The organism is Brucella sp. 22210 (assembly GCF_052045675.1).
In the GTDB taxonomy this organism is placed as follows: domain Bacteria; phylum Pseudomonadota; class Alphaproteobacteria; order Rhizobiales; family Rhizobiaceae; genus Brucella.
Genome location: NZ_JBQEPD010000002.1, coordinates 307,000 through 322,579, shown reverse-complemented (window position 1 = coordinate 322,579; position 15,580 = coordinate 307,000). Strand labels below are relative to the sequence as shown.

Genomic DNA, 15,580 nt, shown 5'->3' with positions numbered 1-15,580 from the left:
TAGTCACAGTGCAGTCTTGGGTGTCGTCCTGGGGGATGCATCCAATCTGAACTGCGTTGCCCCGCGCCCCATTGATCAAGATCAAAGGGGCGCAAGAGAATGAGAGAGTGCTGATATTAGAAACCGCACTGTTGCAGGAAAAGCGCAGTTGCGGTCGGGGCGGTTAATTCTTCGAAAAACGATCTCTGTCATGCGGGACTGCAAAGTCGATTTCCGGGCCCATCGGCACAACGCCGGTTGGGTTGATTGTCTTGTGACTGCGGTAATAATGGCCCTTGATATGTTCCATATTCACCGTCGAGGCCACGCCCGGCACTTGATACAGTTCACGCGTGTAGTTCCACAGGTTCGGATAATCGGCGATCCGGCGCAGATTGCATTTGAAATGGCCAACATAGACCGGATCGAAGCGCAAAAGCGTCGTGAACAGACGCCAATCCGCTTCCGCCAGGCTTGAGCCTGTCAGATAACGCTGGCGGGAGAGGCGGTCTTCCAGTGTGTCGAGCGCTGCGAACAACTGCTTGAACGCTTCTTCATAAGCGTCTTGCTCGGTGGCAAAGCCAGCGCGGTAAACGCCATTGTTGATATTGGGATAGATGAAATCGTTGAGCGCATCGATCTCAGCCGCCAGCGCTTCCGGATAGAAGTCGAGCGAGGCATCGCCGAATTCATTGAAAGCCGTATTGAGCATGCGGATGATTTCCGACGACTCGTTGGAAACGATCGTCTGGCGTTGCTTGTCCCACAGGACCGGCACAGTCACGCGGCCGGAATAGTTGGGATCGGCGCGGGTATAGATTTCATAAAGGCGCTTGGAGCCGTACAGATCATCACCGGTGCTGCCGGTGGTGCCGTAAAAGGTCCAGCCTTCTTCCACCATCAGAAAATCCACGACCGAAACCGAGATGACTTCTTCCAGTTTCTTCAGTGCGCGAAAAATCAGCGTGCGATGCGCCCATGGGCATGCATAGGAAACATAAAGATGATAGCGGCCCGGCTCGGCCTTGAACCCGCCTTCGCCAGTCGGACCAGCGCTGCCGTCCGCGGTTATCCAGTTGCGGAATTGCGATTTTGAGCGTTCAAAGCGGCCTTTTGTGCTCTTGGTGTCGTACCAGACATCCTGCCACTTGCCATCGACCAGAAGTCCCATGTGATTTCTCCTTTTGGCAGCTAAGCATTTCCAGCAAAAGTGCGAAGCGGTTTTGCGTGGGATAATGCGTTGAACAAATAGATCGAAACGGCGGCATTTACAGCATCTCAACTCGTAAACAGTGCGTCACGCTGCCAAAAAGAGAAGTTGAAACTACCATTTTGAAAAAAATGGTTTTACCTCTGCTCAATTTGGTGTAATGGGAGTTCCAATTTGCGATCATCCAATGTTCGATCGCCCAGGAGACACGTAATGGAAATGCTTTTCATCCGACGATGAAACTTGGACCGCACTGCCAGCGCGGAATGCATTCCATTGACCTGACGGTCCCTGAAGTCTCCAATTGTGATCTTAAGCCCATGCAGCAGCTTGAACTGACCTACGCGCAGGAATGCCCGGCGCACGACATTGAAATCGAAGCCATCAATGCCGAAGCTTTCGGACCGGGACGCTTTACACGCGCCGCCCATTTCATCCGTGAAGGCGGCCCGCATGATCTGAGCCTTTCCTTCGTTGCCTTGATGGGCGGCATAGTGGTGGGTTCCGTGCGGCTGACACCGGTTGTGATCGGCAAGACACCTGCACTGTTGCTGGGGCCGCTTGCCGTGCGGCCTGAATGGAAGAAGCGGGGCATTGGCGGCACGCTGATGCGCCAGTCGCTGGAAGCGGCGACGAAGGCGGGACACAAGCTGGTCATTCTGGTGGGTGACGAACCTTATTATGGCCCGTTCGGCTTCAAGATAGTGCCGCACGGCTCCATGGTCATGCCCGCACCGGTCGATCCGCGCCGGATGCTTGCCTGCGAACTCACCGCCGGTGCCGCAAGCGGCGTCAGCGGCATTGTGCGCCACGCCAACCGGGCCTGATTTTCCGTTTAATCTTTGATTTGTGGGAACGTTTGCTTTCCCCTTATCCTGAGGAGCCGTCGAAGACGGCGCATCATCCTGAGATTTTTGAAGGATCGAAGGAGAGGGGAAACCAGCGCGTGCCTCGTCCTTCGACACGGTGCTTAGCACCTGCTCAGGATGAGGGGGTAACGAGGTGTAGACGAAGAATGGTGTGCGAGGGCGGATTACCGCCCTTCGCGATACCACATGCCGCCAAAGACCAAGAGCAGGGCAGCGAGCGCCAGGAAGCCGGAGAACAACGGCAAGCGGTTCACGCTTTTGAGCTGCGTGTCGGTGGTTTCACGCAGGCCGATCCAGTCATTGCCGCTGGCTGTGCGATTGGCGGCAACCGCCGTAATCGACGGCACCCGCACGGCGCTGTCGGCACTTGCACGCACGCGATGGACTGAACCGCCGGTCGCTTCAGCAATGGGTTTCAGGCGATCCACGGTTGAAATGCTGTCGGCAAATTCCGGTGCATCGACGGGTCCGACATGGGCCAGCGTCTCCAGATCGCCGTTCTTGATCCGGAAGACGCCGATTTCGTCGGTTTGCAGCGAACCGTCGAACAGACCCGGCTTGTTCTGTGCGAGATTGACCTGCAATGTCTTGCCAGCAGGCGTTGTGACGGTCGCGGTGCCCGGATTATCGCCCATCGTTTGACGGTGAATGCTCAAAGTGCGGCCATTGCCTGCAGCGGTGAGCGCTTCTTCTTCCAGTTCCGGCTCCTGCATCAGCCAGTGCGCAATGCGGCGATAGAGCGCCGCATAGGGGCCGCCGCCTTCAAAGCCGCGTGCCCATAGCCAGCCCTGATCGGACAGGAACATGCCGACGCGGCCTTTTCCAACGCGATTGAGTACCAGAAGCGGCTTGTTGTCCGCACCGCTCATCACCGTTTCGCCCTGCGGCGCGGTGATGTCGATGGTGCGGAACCAGCGGCTCCAATGGGGCGGTTCCTGCTCGCTGCCATCAAGGCCGCGTGTGACGGGGTGGCGTTTGCCGAGATCGGTCAGGCGGGGATAGAACGCTTTTTCGGTCACCGTGCCGGTCGGCATGGCGGGCAGGGCGTTGTAAAGCGGCGTGCGGGCAATCGACATTTCGCCTGCATATTCCGGCCCGGCTGCAACCAGCAGCGCGCCGCCATTTTCCACATATTGCGCGATGTAATCGTAATAGAGCAGCGGCAGCACATCGCGATGCTGGTAGCGATCCAGAATGATGAGATCGAACTCGTTGACCTTGTCCACGAAAAGCTCGCGCGTCGGGAAGGCGATCAGCGACAATTCATTGATCGGCGTGCCGTCCTGCTTTTCCGGCGGGCGCAAAATGGTGAAGTGGACGAGATCCACGGCGGCGTCGGATTTCAGCAGATTGCGCCAGGTGCGCTCGCCATTATGCGGCTCGCCGGAGACGAGCAGCACGCGCAGATTTTCGCGAATACCGTCGACGGTTGCGACCGCACGGTTGTTGGCCTCGGTCACTTCACCCGGAATCGCGGGCGTGGCAATTTCAACGATATTCACACCGGCGCGTGGCAAGGTGATGGTGACAGATGTTTCCTGCCCCACCTGCGCCTGTTCCTGAGAAACCGCTTCGCCATTGACGCGGATTTCTACCGGCGCAGGGCTGCCGAGATTTTTGCCTTCGTCGATGACCGTGAACGACATTTCAAGCGGCTTGCCGCTGATGCCGTAGCGTGGAGCCTTGTTGAAGCGGATGCGACGGTCGAATTCGTCCGGTTTGCCCGTCACCAGCCCATGTAAAGGCGCGTCGAAGCCCAGCGCATTCTTGTTGGCGGGCGTATCGTGCACCTGTCCGTCGGTGATCATGATCGCGCCCGCAACGCGGGTTGGCGGCACGTCGAGCAGCGCCCGCGCCAGCGGCCCGAAAAGCCGCGTCGCATAGCCATCCTCGTTTTCGTCAGGCTTGCCGGTTTCCACCACGCGCGTTTCAAATTGCGGCATGGTGGCAAGCTGATCCTGCACGGCTTTCAAAGCGGCATCGGTGTCGGCGCGGCGGTTCCCAAGTTCCTGACTCTGGCTCCGGTCCACCACGACAGCGACGACACTTTTCAGCGGCTCGCGCTCTTCATTGATTACCACGGGGTTGAAGAGCGCCAAGGCAAGGGCTGCGGCGGCCAGAAGACGGATCAACCCGCCGCGCATGCGCAGGGCGACAGTTGCCAGAACCAGCAATGCCAGCGGCACGAGAATGCCGATGAGCCATGGTGTTGAGAGGAACGGCTCGAATTCGATATTCATGCCCGCCTCCTAACGCCGTAAGTTCCTATCTGTACGGACCGTAACGCTTCCCCCTGATCCTGAGATGCGGAGCGAAGCGAAGCCTCGAAGGGTGAGGGCAGGCACTGCGCATTTCCCTTCGCCCATCGATCCTTCGACAAGCTCAGGATATTGCGCCGTCTTTGATGGCTCCTCATGATGAGGGAAAAAGAGAACCGGGACTGGGCGATGACATGGTTGCAAAACATCATGCTCTAATTCCCCAGCCGCTCGAGCAGGGCCGGAACATGGACCTGATCGGACTTGTAATTGCCGGTGAGCATGTACATCACGATATTGACGCCGCCGCGAATGGCATAGATGCGCTGCATCGGGTCGTTCGGCACGGTGGGGAGCAGGGGATTGCCCTGATCATCCACGGCCCATGCGCCTGCCAGATCATTGGCGGTGATCATGATCGGCGTCACGCCGTCGCCGGTTCTAACCGGACGGTCGTGCGGCGAGGCATTGGGGGCTGTCGCCTCCACCCAGAGCGGGCTTCCCTCATAACGACCCGGAAAATCCGGCATGATGAAGAAGGATTTCGTCAGGACGTGATCGTCGGGCACGGGTTCGAGCGGCGGCACATTCATGTCGTCGAGAATGGCCCGCAGGCGCTGATTGGCTGGCGAGACCGATGGATCAAGGCTCGCGCCCGACTGCAACTGGTCGCGCGTATCGAACAGCACTGTGCCGCCCTGCTGCATATAGGCGTCCACCTTGGCAATGGCTTCAGGGCTTGGCATCGGTGCATTCGGGTCTATCGGCCAATAGATCAGCGGATAGAAGGCCAGTTCATCCTTGGATGGGTCAACGCCGATCGGGTCGCCGGGTTCCAGCGCCGTCTTGTCGGTCAGCGCAAAGGTCAGACCTTTCAGACCGGCCTTGCTGATATTGTCGGTCTCGGCACTGCCGGTGATGATATAGGCAAGATGGGTCTGCGAAACCGAGCCGATGATCGCTTCATCGCCCGGCTTGCTGTCGTCATGAATTTGTGGCGGCTGTGGCGACGCTGCTTGTGCAAAGGCGCGGTCATGACCAGCAGACAAGGCGGCAAGGCTTCCCGCGAGCAGCAAAGCAATCCCTGCCGTTTTGGCGCGCACTTTCATGCGGCGGCGGAACGCGCCACGCAGCCACAGCATCAGCAGGGAATCGAGCGCCAGAAGCATCGCGGCAGCGGCAAAGAACGGCCCTGCCAGCGATATCGACTGATCTGCCGTATAGGAGACGGGCGTGACGCCGACTGAGAGGGTCGGCTGGCGGATCGGCTCCAGCTTGGTGTTGCTGTCGGCGAAAATGTTGAGTGCTTTCAAACCGTCCTCATTGCCGTAGAAACCGGGCGGCGTGTTGATGCTGACACTGGCCTCTTTGTTGCGCTCGACGATCAGCGGCTTGGCCTCCGAGGTTGGCGGCGTTAGCGCACCGGCGGCTGAAAGCAGCTGGAACGGCGGCAGTGAAACAGCATCCTGATTGTCCTGCGCGCCGGTGCGCTGCGACAGCGACACGATGCGGCGTAGCATTTCCACGAAGGAGCCGGAAATCGGCAGGCTCGACCATGTGGCGTCCGGCGAAATATGGAACAGCACGATATTGCCGCGACCGCGCTGCTGACCTGTGACCAATGGGGTGCCGTCCTGAAGGATGGCATAGGCCTTGTCGTTGAGATCGAAAGACGGTTCGGCCAGCACCTGACGGTTGACATTGACATCTTCAGGGATCGGCAATCCGGCAAAAGGGCCCTTTTCCGGGAATGCGCGCAGCTTCTGCGGTTCAGACCAGGACAAGGTGCCGCCAAGCGCACGCTCGCCCTTGCGCAACCTTACCGGAAGCAGCGGATCATTGTCGCTCGCGCTTGCCAGACGTGGTCCGGCAAAGCGCACCAGCGTGCCGCCTTCTTCCACCCATGCGGAAATCCGCTCTGCGACAGGCGGCGGCAAGTTGCCGATATCGGCCATGATGAGAATGGACGGCTTGGCATCCAGCAGTTCGGGGACCGACTGAAGCAGATCGGCGGAACGCGGCTCAATCAGATTGGCGTAAGGCGTCAGGGCGCGCTTGATGTAATGCAGCGGTGACAAAAGCGGCTGCGCGAGATCGCCGTCGCCGCTGGCAATCAGGCCGATGGTGCGCCGCTCGGACCCGGCATCGATCAGATGCGTTGCACCTGCCTGTTCGACACCGTCGATGCGGATCAGGCGGAAATCGTTGCGCAGTTCGACCGGCAGATTGAAATGCGCCGTGCCTTCGGGGCTGCCCAGCGCAAAGGACAGTGGCGCTTCGGCGATGCGGCGTCCCTTGTCGTCATAGGCCGCCGCCATCAGGCTGCGCGGCATGGTCACGCCTTCCGGGCGGATTGCGGTGGCTTCGAGGCTGTCGGCCTTGTTATCCACCCCGATCAGCGCAAGGGTGCGGTCAAGATTGGCACCATACCAGAGAACATTTGCCAGATGGCCGGTCTTGTCCAATGCGGCAAAGGTCTCTTCGTCGACAGGGGACGCCAACCCGTCATTCATGAAGGCGAGGCGAACTTTGACGCCATCCGACAGGGCGGAAGCCAGCCGTTCCATCGTCGCCTTACGGTCGACTGGAATCGGGCGCGGTCGCATGGCTTGTAGCCGTTCTGTGGCGCGGGTGCCGTCATAGGGGCCGATTTCCGCATTGGCTGGTTCTGCGGTGCCAAGGATGTAAATCTGCGCGTTGGAGCCTTCCGCGTCATCGATCAGCTTTTCGGCGGCGTTGACACGCTGCTGCCAGTCTTCGGCAGCGGCCCAGCCATTATCCACTACAATGGCCAGCGGTTCCTGACCGGTCAGCGCGACAGGACGCGGGTTCCAGATCGGCGCTGCCAGCGCCATGATCACGAGTGCGGCGATTAACAGACGCAAAAGCGTCATCCACCACGGGCTTTTTGAGGGCACTTCTTCGCGCTTGAAAACCTGCGCCAGAATGCGCAGCGGCGGAAAGGTTTCTTCCTGCGGGCGCGGCGGCGTCATGCGCAGCAGCCACCAGATCACCGGCAGGGCGACCAGACCGGCTAGGATCAGTGGCGAACCAAAGGCAAGCGGCAGAAAATTCATGCGCTGGCCCCCGTTGCGCCCAATGCCCCCGTCGCGCTCAGCGCACTATGGAGACGCGCCAGCGCTTCCGCCGCCGGACGGTCGGTGCGATGCACGGAATAGCTCCAGCCGAGCCGTTTGCAGAAGTCCGACAGGGTTTGGCGCCGGGCCGTGTAAAGACGGCGATAATCCTCGGCATAGGTTTCGGCGCGACCGGCAACCAGCGTCGCGCCTGTCTCGGGATCGCGAAATTCGGTGCGACCGGAATAGGGGAAGGTTTCTTCTGCAGGATCGGCAACTTCGACCAGATGCGCACGCACACCACGCTTCGCAAGCCGGTCGAGAAGTTCTGTCAGTTCGTCGAACGGGTGCAGGAAATCGGAGACGAGAACCACTTCCGAAAAACGGCGGATCTGCGCAATATCCGGCAGCGGGCTCATGGACGCGCTGGTGGGTGCTTCATGCATGAGAGCGCCGGCAAGACGCTCCGCGCCGTTGCGGGCAGCGAAAGGCGGGATCAGTGCCGGAAAGGCGATGCGCTCGCCGGAGCGTGACAGGATTTCCGCCAACGCCAGCGTCAGCACCAGCGCGCGGGCTTCCTTGGAAACAGGCGACATTTGCGAGCGGTAGAGCATGGAGGGCGAGAAATCGCACCACAGCCACACCGTATGGGCCGATTCCCATTCGCGGTCGCGAACATAGGTATGATCGTCGCGGGCGGAGCGCCGCCAGTCGATACGCGAAAGCTGCTCGCCCTGCACATAGGGGCGGAACTGCCAGAAATTCTCGCCTGGACCACGCTTGCGCCGTCCGTGCCAGCCATTCATGACAGTGTTGACGACACGCTGGGCTTCAACCAGCAGATCGGGGATCGCCGCGGCCCGTGCACGCGCGCGGGCCAGCGTATCCTTGCGATCTGCGGTGGAAACTTGCGTGCCGATGACCATCAGACAGCAGCCTTTACCAGATTGGCGATGACATCGCGGATGTGCATGCCATCGGCGCGGGCTGCGAAATTGAGCGCCATGCGATGTTGCAGCACCGGCTCGGCCAGTGCCTTCACATCGTCGACCGAAGGGGCGAGGCGGCCATCATAAAGCGCACGGGCGCGGGCGCAGAGCATCAGCGCCTGACTGGCGCGGGGACCGGGGCCCCATGCGATATGCTGCCTGGCGTGATCATTGTCGGCATCAGGGCGCGCGGAGCGTACCAGCTTCAGGATCGCTTCGACGACGCTTTCCGAAACCGGCATACGGCGCACCAGTGTCTGCATCTGCTTCAGACGTTCCGCATCGAGAATCTCGTAGGGCTTCGCTTCGGCGACGCCCGTGGTTTCGAGAAGAATACGGCGCTCGGCGTCGAGTTCCGGATAGAGAATGTCGATTTGCATCAGGAAACGGTCGAGCTGGGCTTCCGGCAGCGGATAGGTGCCTTCCTGTTCCAGCGGGTTCTGCGTTGCGAGAACGTGGAATGGCGCAGGCAGGTCATAACGCTGGCCAGCGACCGTGACATGATATTCCTGCATGGCCTGCAACAGCGCGGACTGGGTGCGTGGGCTAGCGCGGTTGATTTCGTCAGCCATCAGGAGCTGTGCGAAAATCGGTCCCTTGAGATAGCGGAACGAGCGGCGACCATCGGCGTCCTGTTCCATGACTTCCGAACCGATGATGTCGGAAGGCATCAGGTCAGGCGTGAACTGGATGCGCTGGCCGGAGAGGCCGAGCACTACGCCCAGCGTTTCAACCAGCTTGGTCTTGGCAAGGCCGGGCACACCGACCAGCAGCGCATGGCCGCCTGCCAGAATGGCGACGAGCGTGCGCTCGATCACACTTTCTTGTCCGAAGATAACCGTGCCGACGCCTTCCTTGATGCGTGCAATATCTGCGAGCGCCCGTTCGGCTTCCGCAACAATCTGCTCGGAGTTGGCGGTTTCAGGCGTGATGACGACGCTCATGGTGACCTCGCAATATGTGACCGCTCTGGCGGACGTGCCTTATAAATCGCATATAATGCTGACAAGCCGCGAAACGGTGACTATTTCATGACTTCCATCATATTAAACACATTCGAACAGGAATAACCGAGTCGGATGACAAAGAGCACCCCTATAGGCAAAGTTGCGCCGCAAAACGCGATGCAAAGCGCCGGGACGACCAGCGGTCTGGAAGCCCTGATCGCGCGCGCCCATGCCGATGCGCAAAGCGGTCCGTCAACGAAAGAGCGCGGCATTCCGCCTGTCGAGCGGTGGAACCCCGATTTCTGCGGCGACCTCGACATGGAGATCAAGGCCGACGGAACCTGGTTTTATATGGGGACGCCGATTGGCCGCAAACAGCTGGTGCGCCTGTTCTCCACCGTGCTGCGCAAGGACGAGGACGGCAAGACCTATCTCGTCACGCCGGTCGAAAAGGTCGGCATCCGTGTCGAAGATGCGCCGTTCATTGCCGTTGAAATGCAGATTTCCGGTGAGGGCTTGGAACAAACGCTGACATTCCGCACCAATGTCGGCGATGTGGTGGAAGTCGATGCGGAGCATCCGTTGCGGTTCGTCGTTGAACAAGAAAGCGACGGATTGAAACCCTATGTACTTGTTCGCGGGCGTCTGGAAGCGCTGGTGACGCGCTCCGTGATGTATGATCTGGTCGGGCTCGGCGAGGAAATCGAGATCGACGGCGTGACGATGTTTGCTGTGCGGTCCGGCGGCGCCGTCTTCCCGATCATGCCAGCCGATGCGCTGGAAGCAGCCCAGAAATGATGGTGTACTGATGGAACGTGGTCTGAAATCCCTTTCGGCGTTTTCCGCTGGTGATTTTGCCGAGCGCGTTCGCAGCTGGCAGCCGGATCACAGCGAGATTACCGGCGATCATTCGCTCAATCCTGACTTCACGCAGGCCATGGTTACGTCCCAGATGCGCGACGCAGCTGTGCTGGTGCCTGTGGTGGACCGCGGTCCCGATGCGACGGTGCTTCTCACCCAGCGCACCGATACGTTGCGAAAACATTCGGGCCAGATCGCGTTTCCGGGCGGAGCCATCGATCCGGGCGACGGAACGGCGGAACATGCAGCGCTTCGCGAGGCCAATGAGGAAATCGGCCTTGCAGCCGAGCGCGCAGAGATCATTGGCAATCTGCCACGCTATCTGACTGGCAGCGGCTTTTCGATCACGCCGGTTCTGGCTGTGGTCAAGACGCCGTTCGACCTGCATCCGAACCCGGATGAGGTGGCTGATATTTTCGAGGTGCCATTGTCTTTCCTGATGAATCCGGCCAATCACCGGCGCGAAAGCAGGGTGCTCAATGGCAAGGAGCGCTTTTATTACGCCATGCCCTATCACGAGCGATTCATCTGGGGGATTACCGCCGGAATCATTCGCGGACTTTATGAAAGGCTCTACGTTTGAGCGACAATGTGAACATTTCCGACACGGCGAGCTGGTTGAAGTCGAAGTCTCTGCAGGCGCTGTTCAAGGCCTTGAACCGCGACAGCGGGGAGGCGCGCGTGGTCGGCGGTGCGGTGCGCAACACATTGCTGGGCACCGCTGTCAGCGATGTCGATCTTGCCACCACGCATGTGCCGCAGGAAACGGTTCGATTGGCCGAGGAGGCAGGGTTCAAGCCTGTCCCGACCGGCATCGAGCACGGCACGATCACTGTTGTCGCCCACGGACATGCCTATGAAGTGACGACCTTGCGCAAGGATGTCGAGACCGATGGCCGCCATGCCAAGGTTGCCTTTGGAACCGACTGGAAAACCGATGCCGAGCGGCGCGATTTCACCATCAATGCGCTTTATGCGACGGCGGACGGCAAAATCATCGACCATGTCGGCGGGCTCGCCGATATTGAAACCCGGACACTGCGTTTCATCGGCGATGCCGAACAGCGCATTCGCGAGGATTACCTGCGTATCCTGCGCTTTTTCCGCTTCTTCGCCTGGTATGGTTCCGGGCGTCCGGAAGCCGAAGGCCTGCGCGCCAGTGCTAGGCTGAAGGACGGCATCGAGCAGCTTTCCGCCGAACGCGTGTGGTCGGAACTGAAGAAGCTGCTGTCCGCTCCCGATCCGTCGCGCGCCCTTTTGTGGATGCGACAAGGCGGTGTGCTGAACCTCGTTCTGCCTGAAAGCGAAAAATGGGGCATCGACGCCATTCATGGTCTGGTGCGTTCCGAAGGCGACCTTGGCTGGTCGCCCGATCCGCTGTTGCGGCTTGAGAGCATTGTGCCGCCGGATGCGGTGCGCATGGAAGAAATGGGCAAGCGCCTGAAAATGTCCAATGCCGAGCGTGCGCGGCTGGAGGCTTGGGCGCGGGCGGATGCGGTGAAGCCGGAGCTGTCCGAACAAGCCTTGAAGAAGGTGATTTACCGTGGCAGCAAACAGGCGGTGGTGGACCGGATCAAGCTTGCCTATGCGGCGGCGCGTGCCGATGCAGCGGGCAGCGATGACGCGATGATCCGCGCTGGCGGCTTTTCACGGTTGCTCGAAACGGCGGAACATTATGAAGCCCCCGTCTTTCCCGTGACGGGCGGTGATCTTCTGGCGCTTGGCGTGGAAAAAGGTCCGGGTCTGGGTGTGGCGTTGCGGTCGCTTGAAACTTTCTGGATCGACTCCGGTTTTAGCCTTGACCGGGCCACTCTTCTGGAGAAACTTGATCGCGATAAAATGAACAGCTGACCGCTTGTGTGCAAAATTCAGCCGTAGTTTCATCAGTTTATGGCTGGGAATCTTTTCAGCGCCGATTTGAAAGAGCATGAAATGTCCAATCCCGATACATCGATCCAAGATAAGGCAGCCTCTGATCCGAAACAGAAATTCGGCACTGAAGGTCTTGCCGCAATGGACCGCCCGAGCAAAATCACCCGGTTTTTCATGGGGATCGTCTCCTGGGCGGAAAGCCTCAATCTGAAATATGCCAAGCTCGGCAATCCGCCTGTTTATGACAATGCGACCTTCCCATGGGCGGCAGAAATTGAAAAGGAATGGCCTGCCATTCGCAAGGAGCTGGACACGATCCTGCTGCGCCAGAGCGAGCTGCCGTCCTTTCAGGATATTTCGACCGACGTGAAGACGATTTCCACCGATAATCGCTGGAAGACATTCTTCCTGCTCGGCTTTGGCGTGAAGTCGGAGCAGAACATCAAGACCTGCCCGGAAACATGGCGCATCGTGAACAAGATCCCGGGCCTGACCACGGCAATGTTCTCAATCTTCGAACCGGGCAAGCATCTGCCGCCGCATCGCGGGCCTTATAATGGCGTGCTGCGCCTGCATCTCGGCCTCATCGTGCCGGAGCCCAATGAAAAGCTGGCCATTCGCGTCGACAAGCAGGTTTGCCATTGGCATGAGGGCAAGGTTCTCATCTTCGACGACGCCTATGAGCATGAGGCGTGGAACCACAGCGACAAGACGCGCGTGGTTCTGTTTGTCGACTTCGTGAAGCCACTGAAGTTCCCGGCCCGTTTCGTCAACTGGTGCCTGATGAACCTCGCGATCTTCACGCCCTTCATCAAGGAAGGGCTGGACAACCACAATGAGTGGGAAAAGAAGTTCTACGCAGAAGCCGAGAAGCTCCGCAATCAGCCAAAGGCCTGATGGGATTTGACTTTCGCCCTATGCGATCTTACATGCGGGTCAGAGGGCCGATCGGCCCTCTGACCTTCCCACCTCTGAAAGAGGAATTGTTGATGCTGGAGATTGTTGGAAGCCTTTAATCGTTCCGAACAAGAACTGCGATGACGGACGCTGAGAGCGTCTGATCGGGCAGTTGTTCAGGGACGGGAACGGCATTGGCCGTGGATAGCTGTGCGCTGTCCGTGAGTGCTGATGCTTGTTATGGTTTCCATCCAGGCATGAACAACAATGAATATCTCACGTATTGAACAGCGCGTGTTGCACGTGCTGGCGCAAGGCGGCCTTATCCGCCATTTGCGCGAAGACGGACGCGTCTGCGAAATCGAATGCTATACCCGCGAGGGTTACCTGCTCGCCGATTGTACAATGGCTGTGTTCCAGCAATTGCGGCGCAAACGGCTGATCGAATCCCGATCAGGCAGTCCCTATCGCATTTCTCTTAAAGGGCGCGAAAATGTTCGCGCTCAGCTCAATAACCGTTGAGGGAGGGCGTCATGCATATTCGCAAGGAAAAGCCCGATGATATCGCTGCAATCCGTCATCTGACGGATGAAGCATTCAGCACGGTTCCTTATAGTAACCAGAGGGAAGGGGAGATCGTCGATGCACTTCGTGCAGCCTCGGCGCTCACTTTGTCGCTGGTTGCCGTGGACGGGGACGCGGTTCTCGGTCATGTGGCCTTCTCGCCGGTTCAGATCGGCGGGGAGGACAAGGGCTGGTATGCGCTTGGTCCCATCTCGGTTCAGCCCGAAAGGCAGGGCGAAGGGATCGGCGGAGCACTCGTTCGTGAGGGTCTTGCCCTATTGCAGGCCGACGGTGCGAAAGGCTGCGTTCTGGTGGGCGACCCCGGCTATTACAGGCGGTTCGGGTTCAAAGCCGATCCGCGGCTGAAAATGCCGGGCATAGCTGCGGAATATGTCCAGTGTCTGGCCTTTGGGCCAGACATGCCGCAAGGTGACATCACGCATCATCCCGCTTTTAGCATATAAAAAAGGGCCGGTTATCCGGCCCTTTCTATTTAAAAAATTACGGCCATTTCACCACGGGTGGCATGGACGACAGAATGGAGTTCACATTGCCGCCGGTCTTCAGGCCGAAGATCGTGCCGCGATCATAGAGCAGGTTGAACTCGACATAGCGGCCACGGCGCACGAGCTGTTCGTCGCGGTCGGCCTGCGTCCAGTCCTGATTGAAGTTCTGGCGCACCAGATGCGGATAGACGACGGAAAAGCCGCGACCCACATCGCGTGTATAGGCGAAATCGGCATCCCAGCCGCCATTTTCATCCGACGAATGCAGCCAGTCATAGAAGATGCCGCCGGTGCCGCGCGGTTCATTGCGATGCGGCAGGAAGAAATACTCGTCGCACCAGTCCTTCACGCGCTGATAGTCGACAACATTCTTGTGCTTTTCGCAGATGAAGCGGAATGCCTTGTGAAAAGCGAGCGTGTCGGCATCTTCCTGCGTGCGCCGGCGGTCGAGGACCGGGGTCAGGTCGGCGCCACCGCCAAACCACTGGCGGCTCGTCACGACCATGCGTGTGTTCATATGAACGGCTGGCACATTCGGGTTTTGCGGATGCGCGATCAGCGAAATGCCGCTTGCCCAATAGCGCGGGTCTTCTTCCGCACCGGGGATCTGCTTGCGGAATTCCGGCGAGAATTCGCCATAGACGGTGGACACGTGAACGCCGACTTTTTCGAAAACGCGCCCGTGCATGATCGACATGACACCGCCGCCACCTTTGCCTTCTTCCTTCAGCCAGGGCGTGCGCACGAAGCGGCCCGGCTCACGGTCGGACAGGGGGCCTTGCAGCTCGTCTTCCAGCTGCTCGAAGCTTGAGCAGATGCGGTCGCGCAGTTCCTCGAACCAGCGTTGCGCCGCCTGTTTCTTTTCCTCGATATCGTGGGGGATGATAGCGGGAATTTCGTCGCGTTGCATTGGTTGTTTCCTCTCGGCGCAATCTGCCGGATCGCTGCGTGCAGCCAAGGTTAAATGGCAAGGTGAAATAGGCTTTGCTATATCTGCTGGCTTAGCAAGTTCCGCCCCGCGCGCATAGGGCGAAGACCGGCTTCGACAGTTTGGCGAAATCGCTCTCCCCAAGAAAAGACTCGTCTTTGCAAAACCGCTACCCTATCTTTTGTGATCAAGGGGCTGGATACGTGTGTTTCCAGCCAACCGGGAGGCAATCGCATGACAGCAGCACCGCCCCGTCCTCCGCTCGAAGGCTTGCGTAAGCAGCTGGAGAAGAGCCGCGCTCAAAACAGCGCCAAGAAAAGCCGGTTGCCACGCGACGGTTTCATCCGTGAAACATTCACCCTGCCGCGTCAGGCAGCGCGCGAAAAAGCGCGGGAATGGTTCGATACATTTCCCAAATCGGCTTACTGGACCGAGATTGAAAGCTGGTGTGAACGGCCCGACGATGTGATCGAATTCACCATGCGTCGGCTGCCAACCGCAGATTGAAGATATGATTCAATTTCTGCCGCCAACTGCTTGAAACTGGATTCAAATTGGATCGCAATAAATGGCACCCAATAACTGCCGCATTGGGTGCCATTCATCTTGAGTTGTTATACCGT

The 15,580-nt window shown here is 59.1% G+C and carries 14 protein-coding genes; 8 read left to right on the top strand and 6 right to left on the bottom strand.

The annotated features are described in order from the left end of the window. Nucleotides 1-163: 163 nt before the first annotated feature. Nucleotides 164-1,150 (bottom strand): glutathione S-transferase family protein, encoded by a 987-nt coding sequence (locus ACTJKP_RS04435; protein WP_440629810.1) that lies wholly within the window; start codon nt 1,148-1,150, stop codon nt 164-166. A gap of 359 nt (nt 1,151-1,509) precedes the next feature. Between ACTJKP_RS04435 and ACTJKP_RS04430 the strand changes: the two genes are divergently transcribed. Next, on the top strand, nt 1,510-2,016 hold the full coding sequence (locus ACTJKP_RS04430) for a GNAT family N-acetyltransferase (RefSeq protein ID WP_440629809.1): 507 nt from the start codon (nt 1,510-1,512) through the stop codon (nt 2,014-2,016). Nucleotides 2,017-2,222: 206 nt separating this feature from the next. Here the strand turns inward: ACTJKP_RS04430 and ACTJKP_RS04425 are convergent, their stop codons facing one another. The 4 genes from ACTJKP_RS04425 to ACTJKP_RS04410 all read right to left on the bottom strand — a co-directional run bounded on the left by ACTJKP_RS04425 (nt 2,223) and on the right by ACTJKP_RS04410 (nt 9,326). Beyond that, the gene (locus tag ACTJKP_RS04425; RefSeq protein WP_440629808.1) at nt 2,223-4,298 is read right to left on the bottom strand and encodes a hypothetical protein; all 2,076 of its coding nucleotides are present in this window, start codon (nt 4,296-4,298) and stop codon (nt 2,223-2,225) included. Nucleotides 4,299-4,531: 233 nt separating this feature from the next. Further along, nucleotides 4,532-7,393: a DUF4159 domain-containing protein gene (locus ACTJKP_RS04420; RefSeq protein ID WP_440629807.1), complete on the bottom strand. Its 2,862-nt coding sequence runs from the start codon at nt 7,391-7,393 to the stop codon at nt 4,532-4,534. Then, nucleotides 7,390-8,319, bottom strand: coding sequence for a DUF58 domain-containing protein (locus ACTJKP_RS04415; RefSeq protein WP_440629806.1), 930 nt, complete (start codon nt 8,317-8,319; stop codon nt 7,390-7,392). Before ACTJKP_RS04415 ends, ACTJKP_RS04420 begins: the two co-directional genes overlap by 4 nt. Continuing rightward, nucleotides 8,319-9,326, bottom strand: coding sequence for an AAA family ATPase (locus ACTJKP_RS04410; protein ID WP_138785270.1), 1,008 nt, complete (start codon nt 9,324-9,326; stop codon nt 8,319-8,321). Before ACTJKP_RS04410 ends, ACTJKP_RS04415 begins: the two co-directional genes overlap by 1 nt. 135 nt (nt 9,327-9,461) lie before the next feature. Here ACTJKP_RS04410 and ACTJKP_RS04405 point away from each other — a divergent pair, with 135 nt between their 5' ends. The 6 genes from ACTJKP_RS04405 (at nt 9,462) to ACTJKP_RS04380 (ending at nt 13,987) form a co-directional block, all read left to right on the top strand. After that, nucleotides 9,462-10,127, top strand: coding sequence for a DUF1285 domain-containing protein (locus ACTJKP_RS04405; RefSeq protein WP_440629805.1), 666 nt, complete (start codon nt 9,462-9,464; stop codon nt 10,125-10,127). Between the two features lie 10 nt (nt 10,128-10,137). Beyond that, nucleotides 10,138-10,773 (top strand): CoA pyrophosphatase, encoded by a 636-nt coding sequence (locus ACTJKP_RS04400; protein ID WP_440629804.1) that lies wholly within the window; start codon nt 10,138-10,140, stop codon nt 10,771-10,773. Continuing rightward, nucleotides 10,770-12,041 (top strand): CCA tRNA nucleotidyltransferase, encoded by a 1,272-nt coding sequence (locus ACTJKP_RS04395; RefSeq protein WP_440629803.1) that lies wholly within the window; start codon nt 10,770-10,772, stop codon nt 12,039-12,041. The genes ACTJKP_RS04400 and ACTJKP_RS04395 overlap by 4 nt, the downstream gene beginning before the upstream one ends. 81 nt (nt 12,042-12,122) lie before the next feature. Next, complete coding sequence (locus tag ACTJKP_RS04390) at nt 12,123-12,959, top strand: aspartyl/asparaginyl beta-hydroxylase domain-containing protein (RefSeq protein ID WP_151591953.1); 837 nt, start codon at nt 12,123-12,125, stop codon at nt 12,957-12,959. A 267-nt stretch (nt 12,960-13,226) separates the two neighbouring features. After that, nucleotides 13,227-13,481: a YjhX family toxin gene (locus tag ACTJKP_RS04385; protein ID WP_078338761.1), complete on the top strand. Its 255-nt coding sequence runs from the start codon at nt 13,227-13,229 to the stop codon at nt 13,479-13,481. Between the two features lie 11 nt (nt 13,482-13,492). After that, the gene (locus ACTJKP_RS04380) at nt 13,493-13,987 is read left to right on the top strand and encodes a GNAT family N-acetyltransferase (protein ID WP_440629802.1); all 495 of its coding nucleotides are present in this window, start codon (nt 13,493-13,495) and stop codon (nt 13,985-13,987) included. Between the two features lie 37 nt (nt 13,988-14,024). On the opposite strand, the gene hemF is transcribed toward ACTJKP_RS04380, so the two are convergent. Continuing rightward, nucleotides 14,025-14,939 carry an oxygen-dependent coproporphyrinogen oxidase gene (gene hemF, locus ACTJKP_RS04375; protein ID WP_078338759.1) on the bottom strand — a complete coding sequence of 305 codons (915 nt, stop codon included), beginning with the start codon at nt 14,937-14,939 and terminating at the stop codon, nt 14,025-14,027. A gap of 252 nt (nt 14,940-15,191) precedes the next feature. Between hemF and ACTJKP_RS04370 the strand changes: the two genes are divergently transcribed. Next, nucleotides 15,192-15,464 carry a hypothetical protein gene (locus tag ACTJKP_RS04370; protein WP_078338758.1) on the top strand — a complete coding sequence of 91 codons (273 nt, stop codon included), beginning with the start codon at nt 15,192-15,194 and terminating at the stop codon, nt 15,462-15,464. The last annotated feature ends 116 nt before the right edge of the window (nt 15,465-15,580 follow it).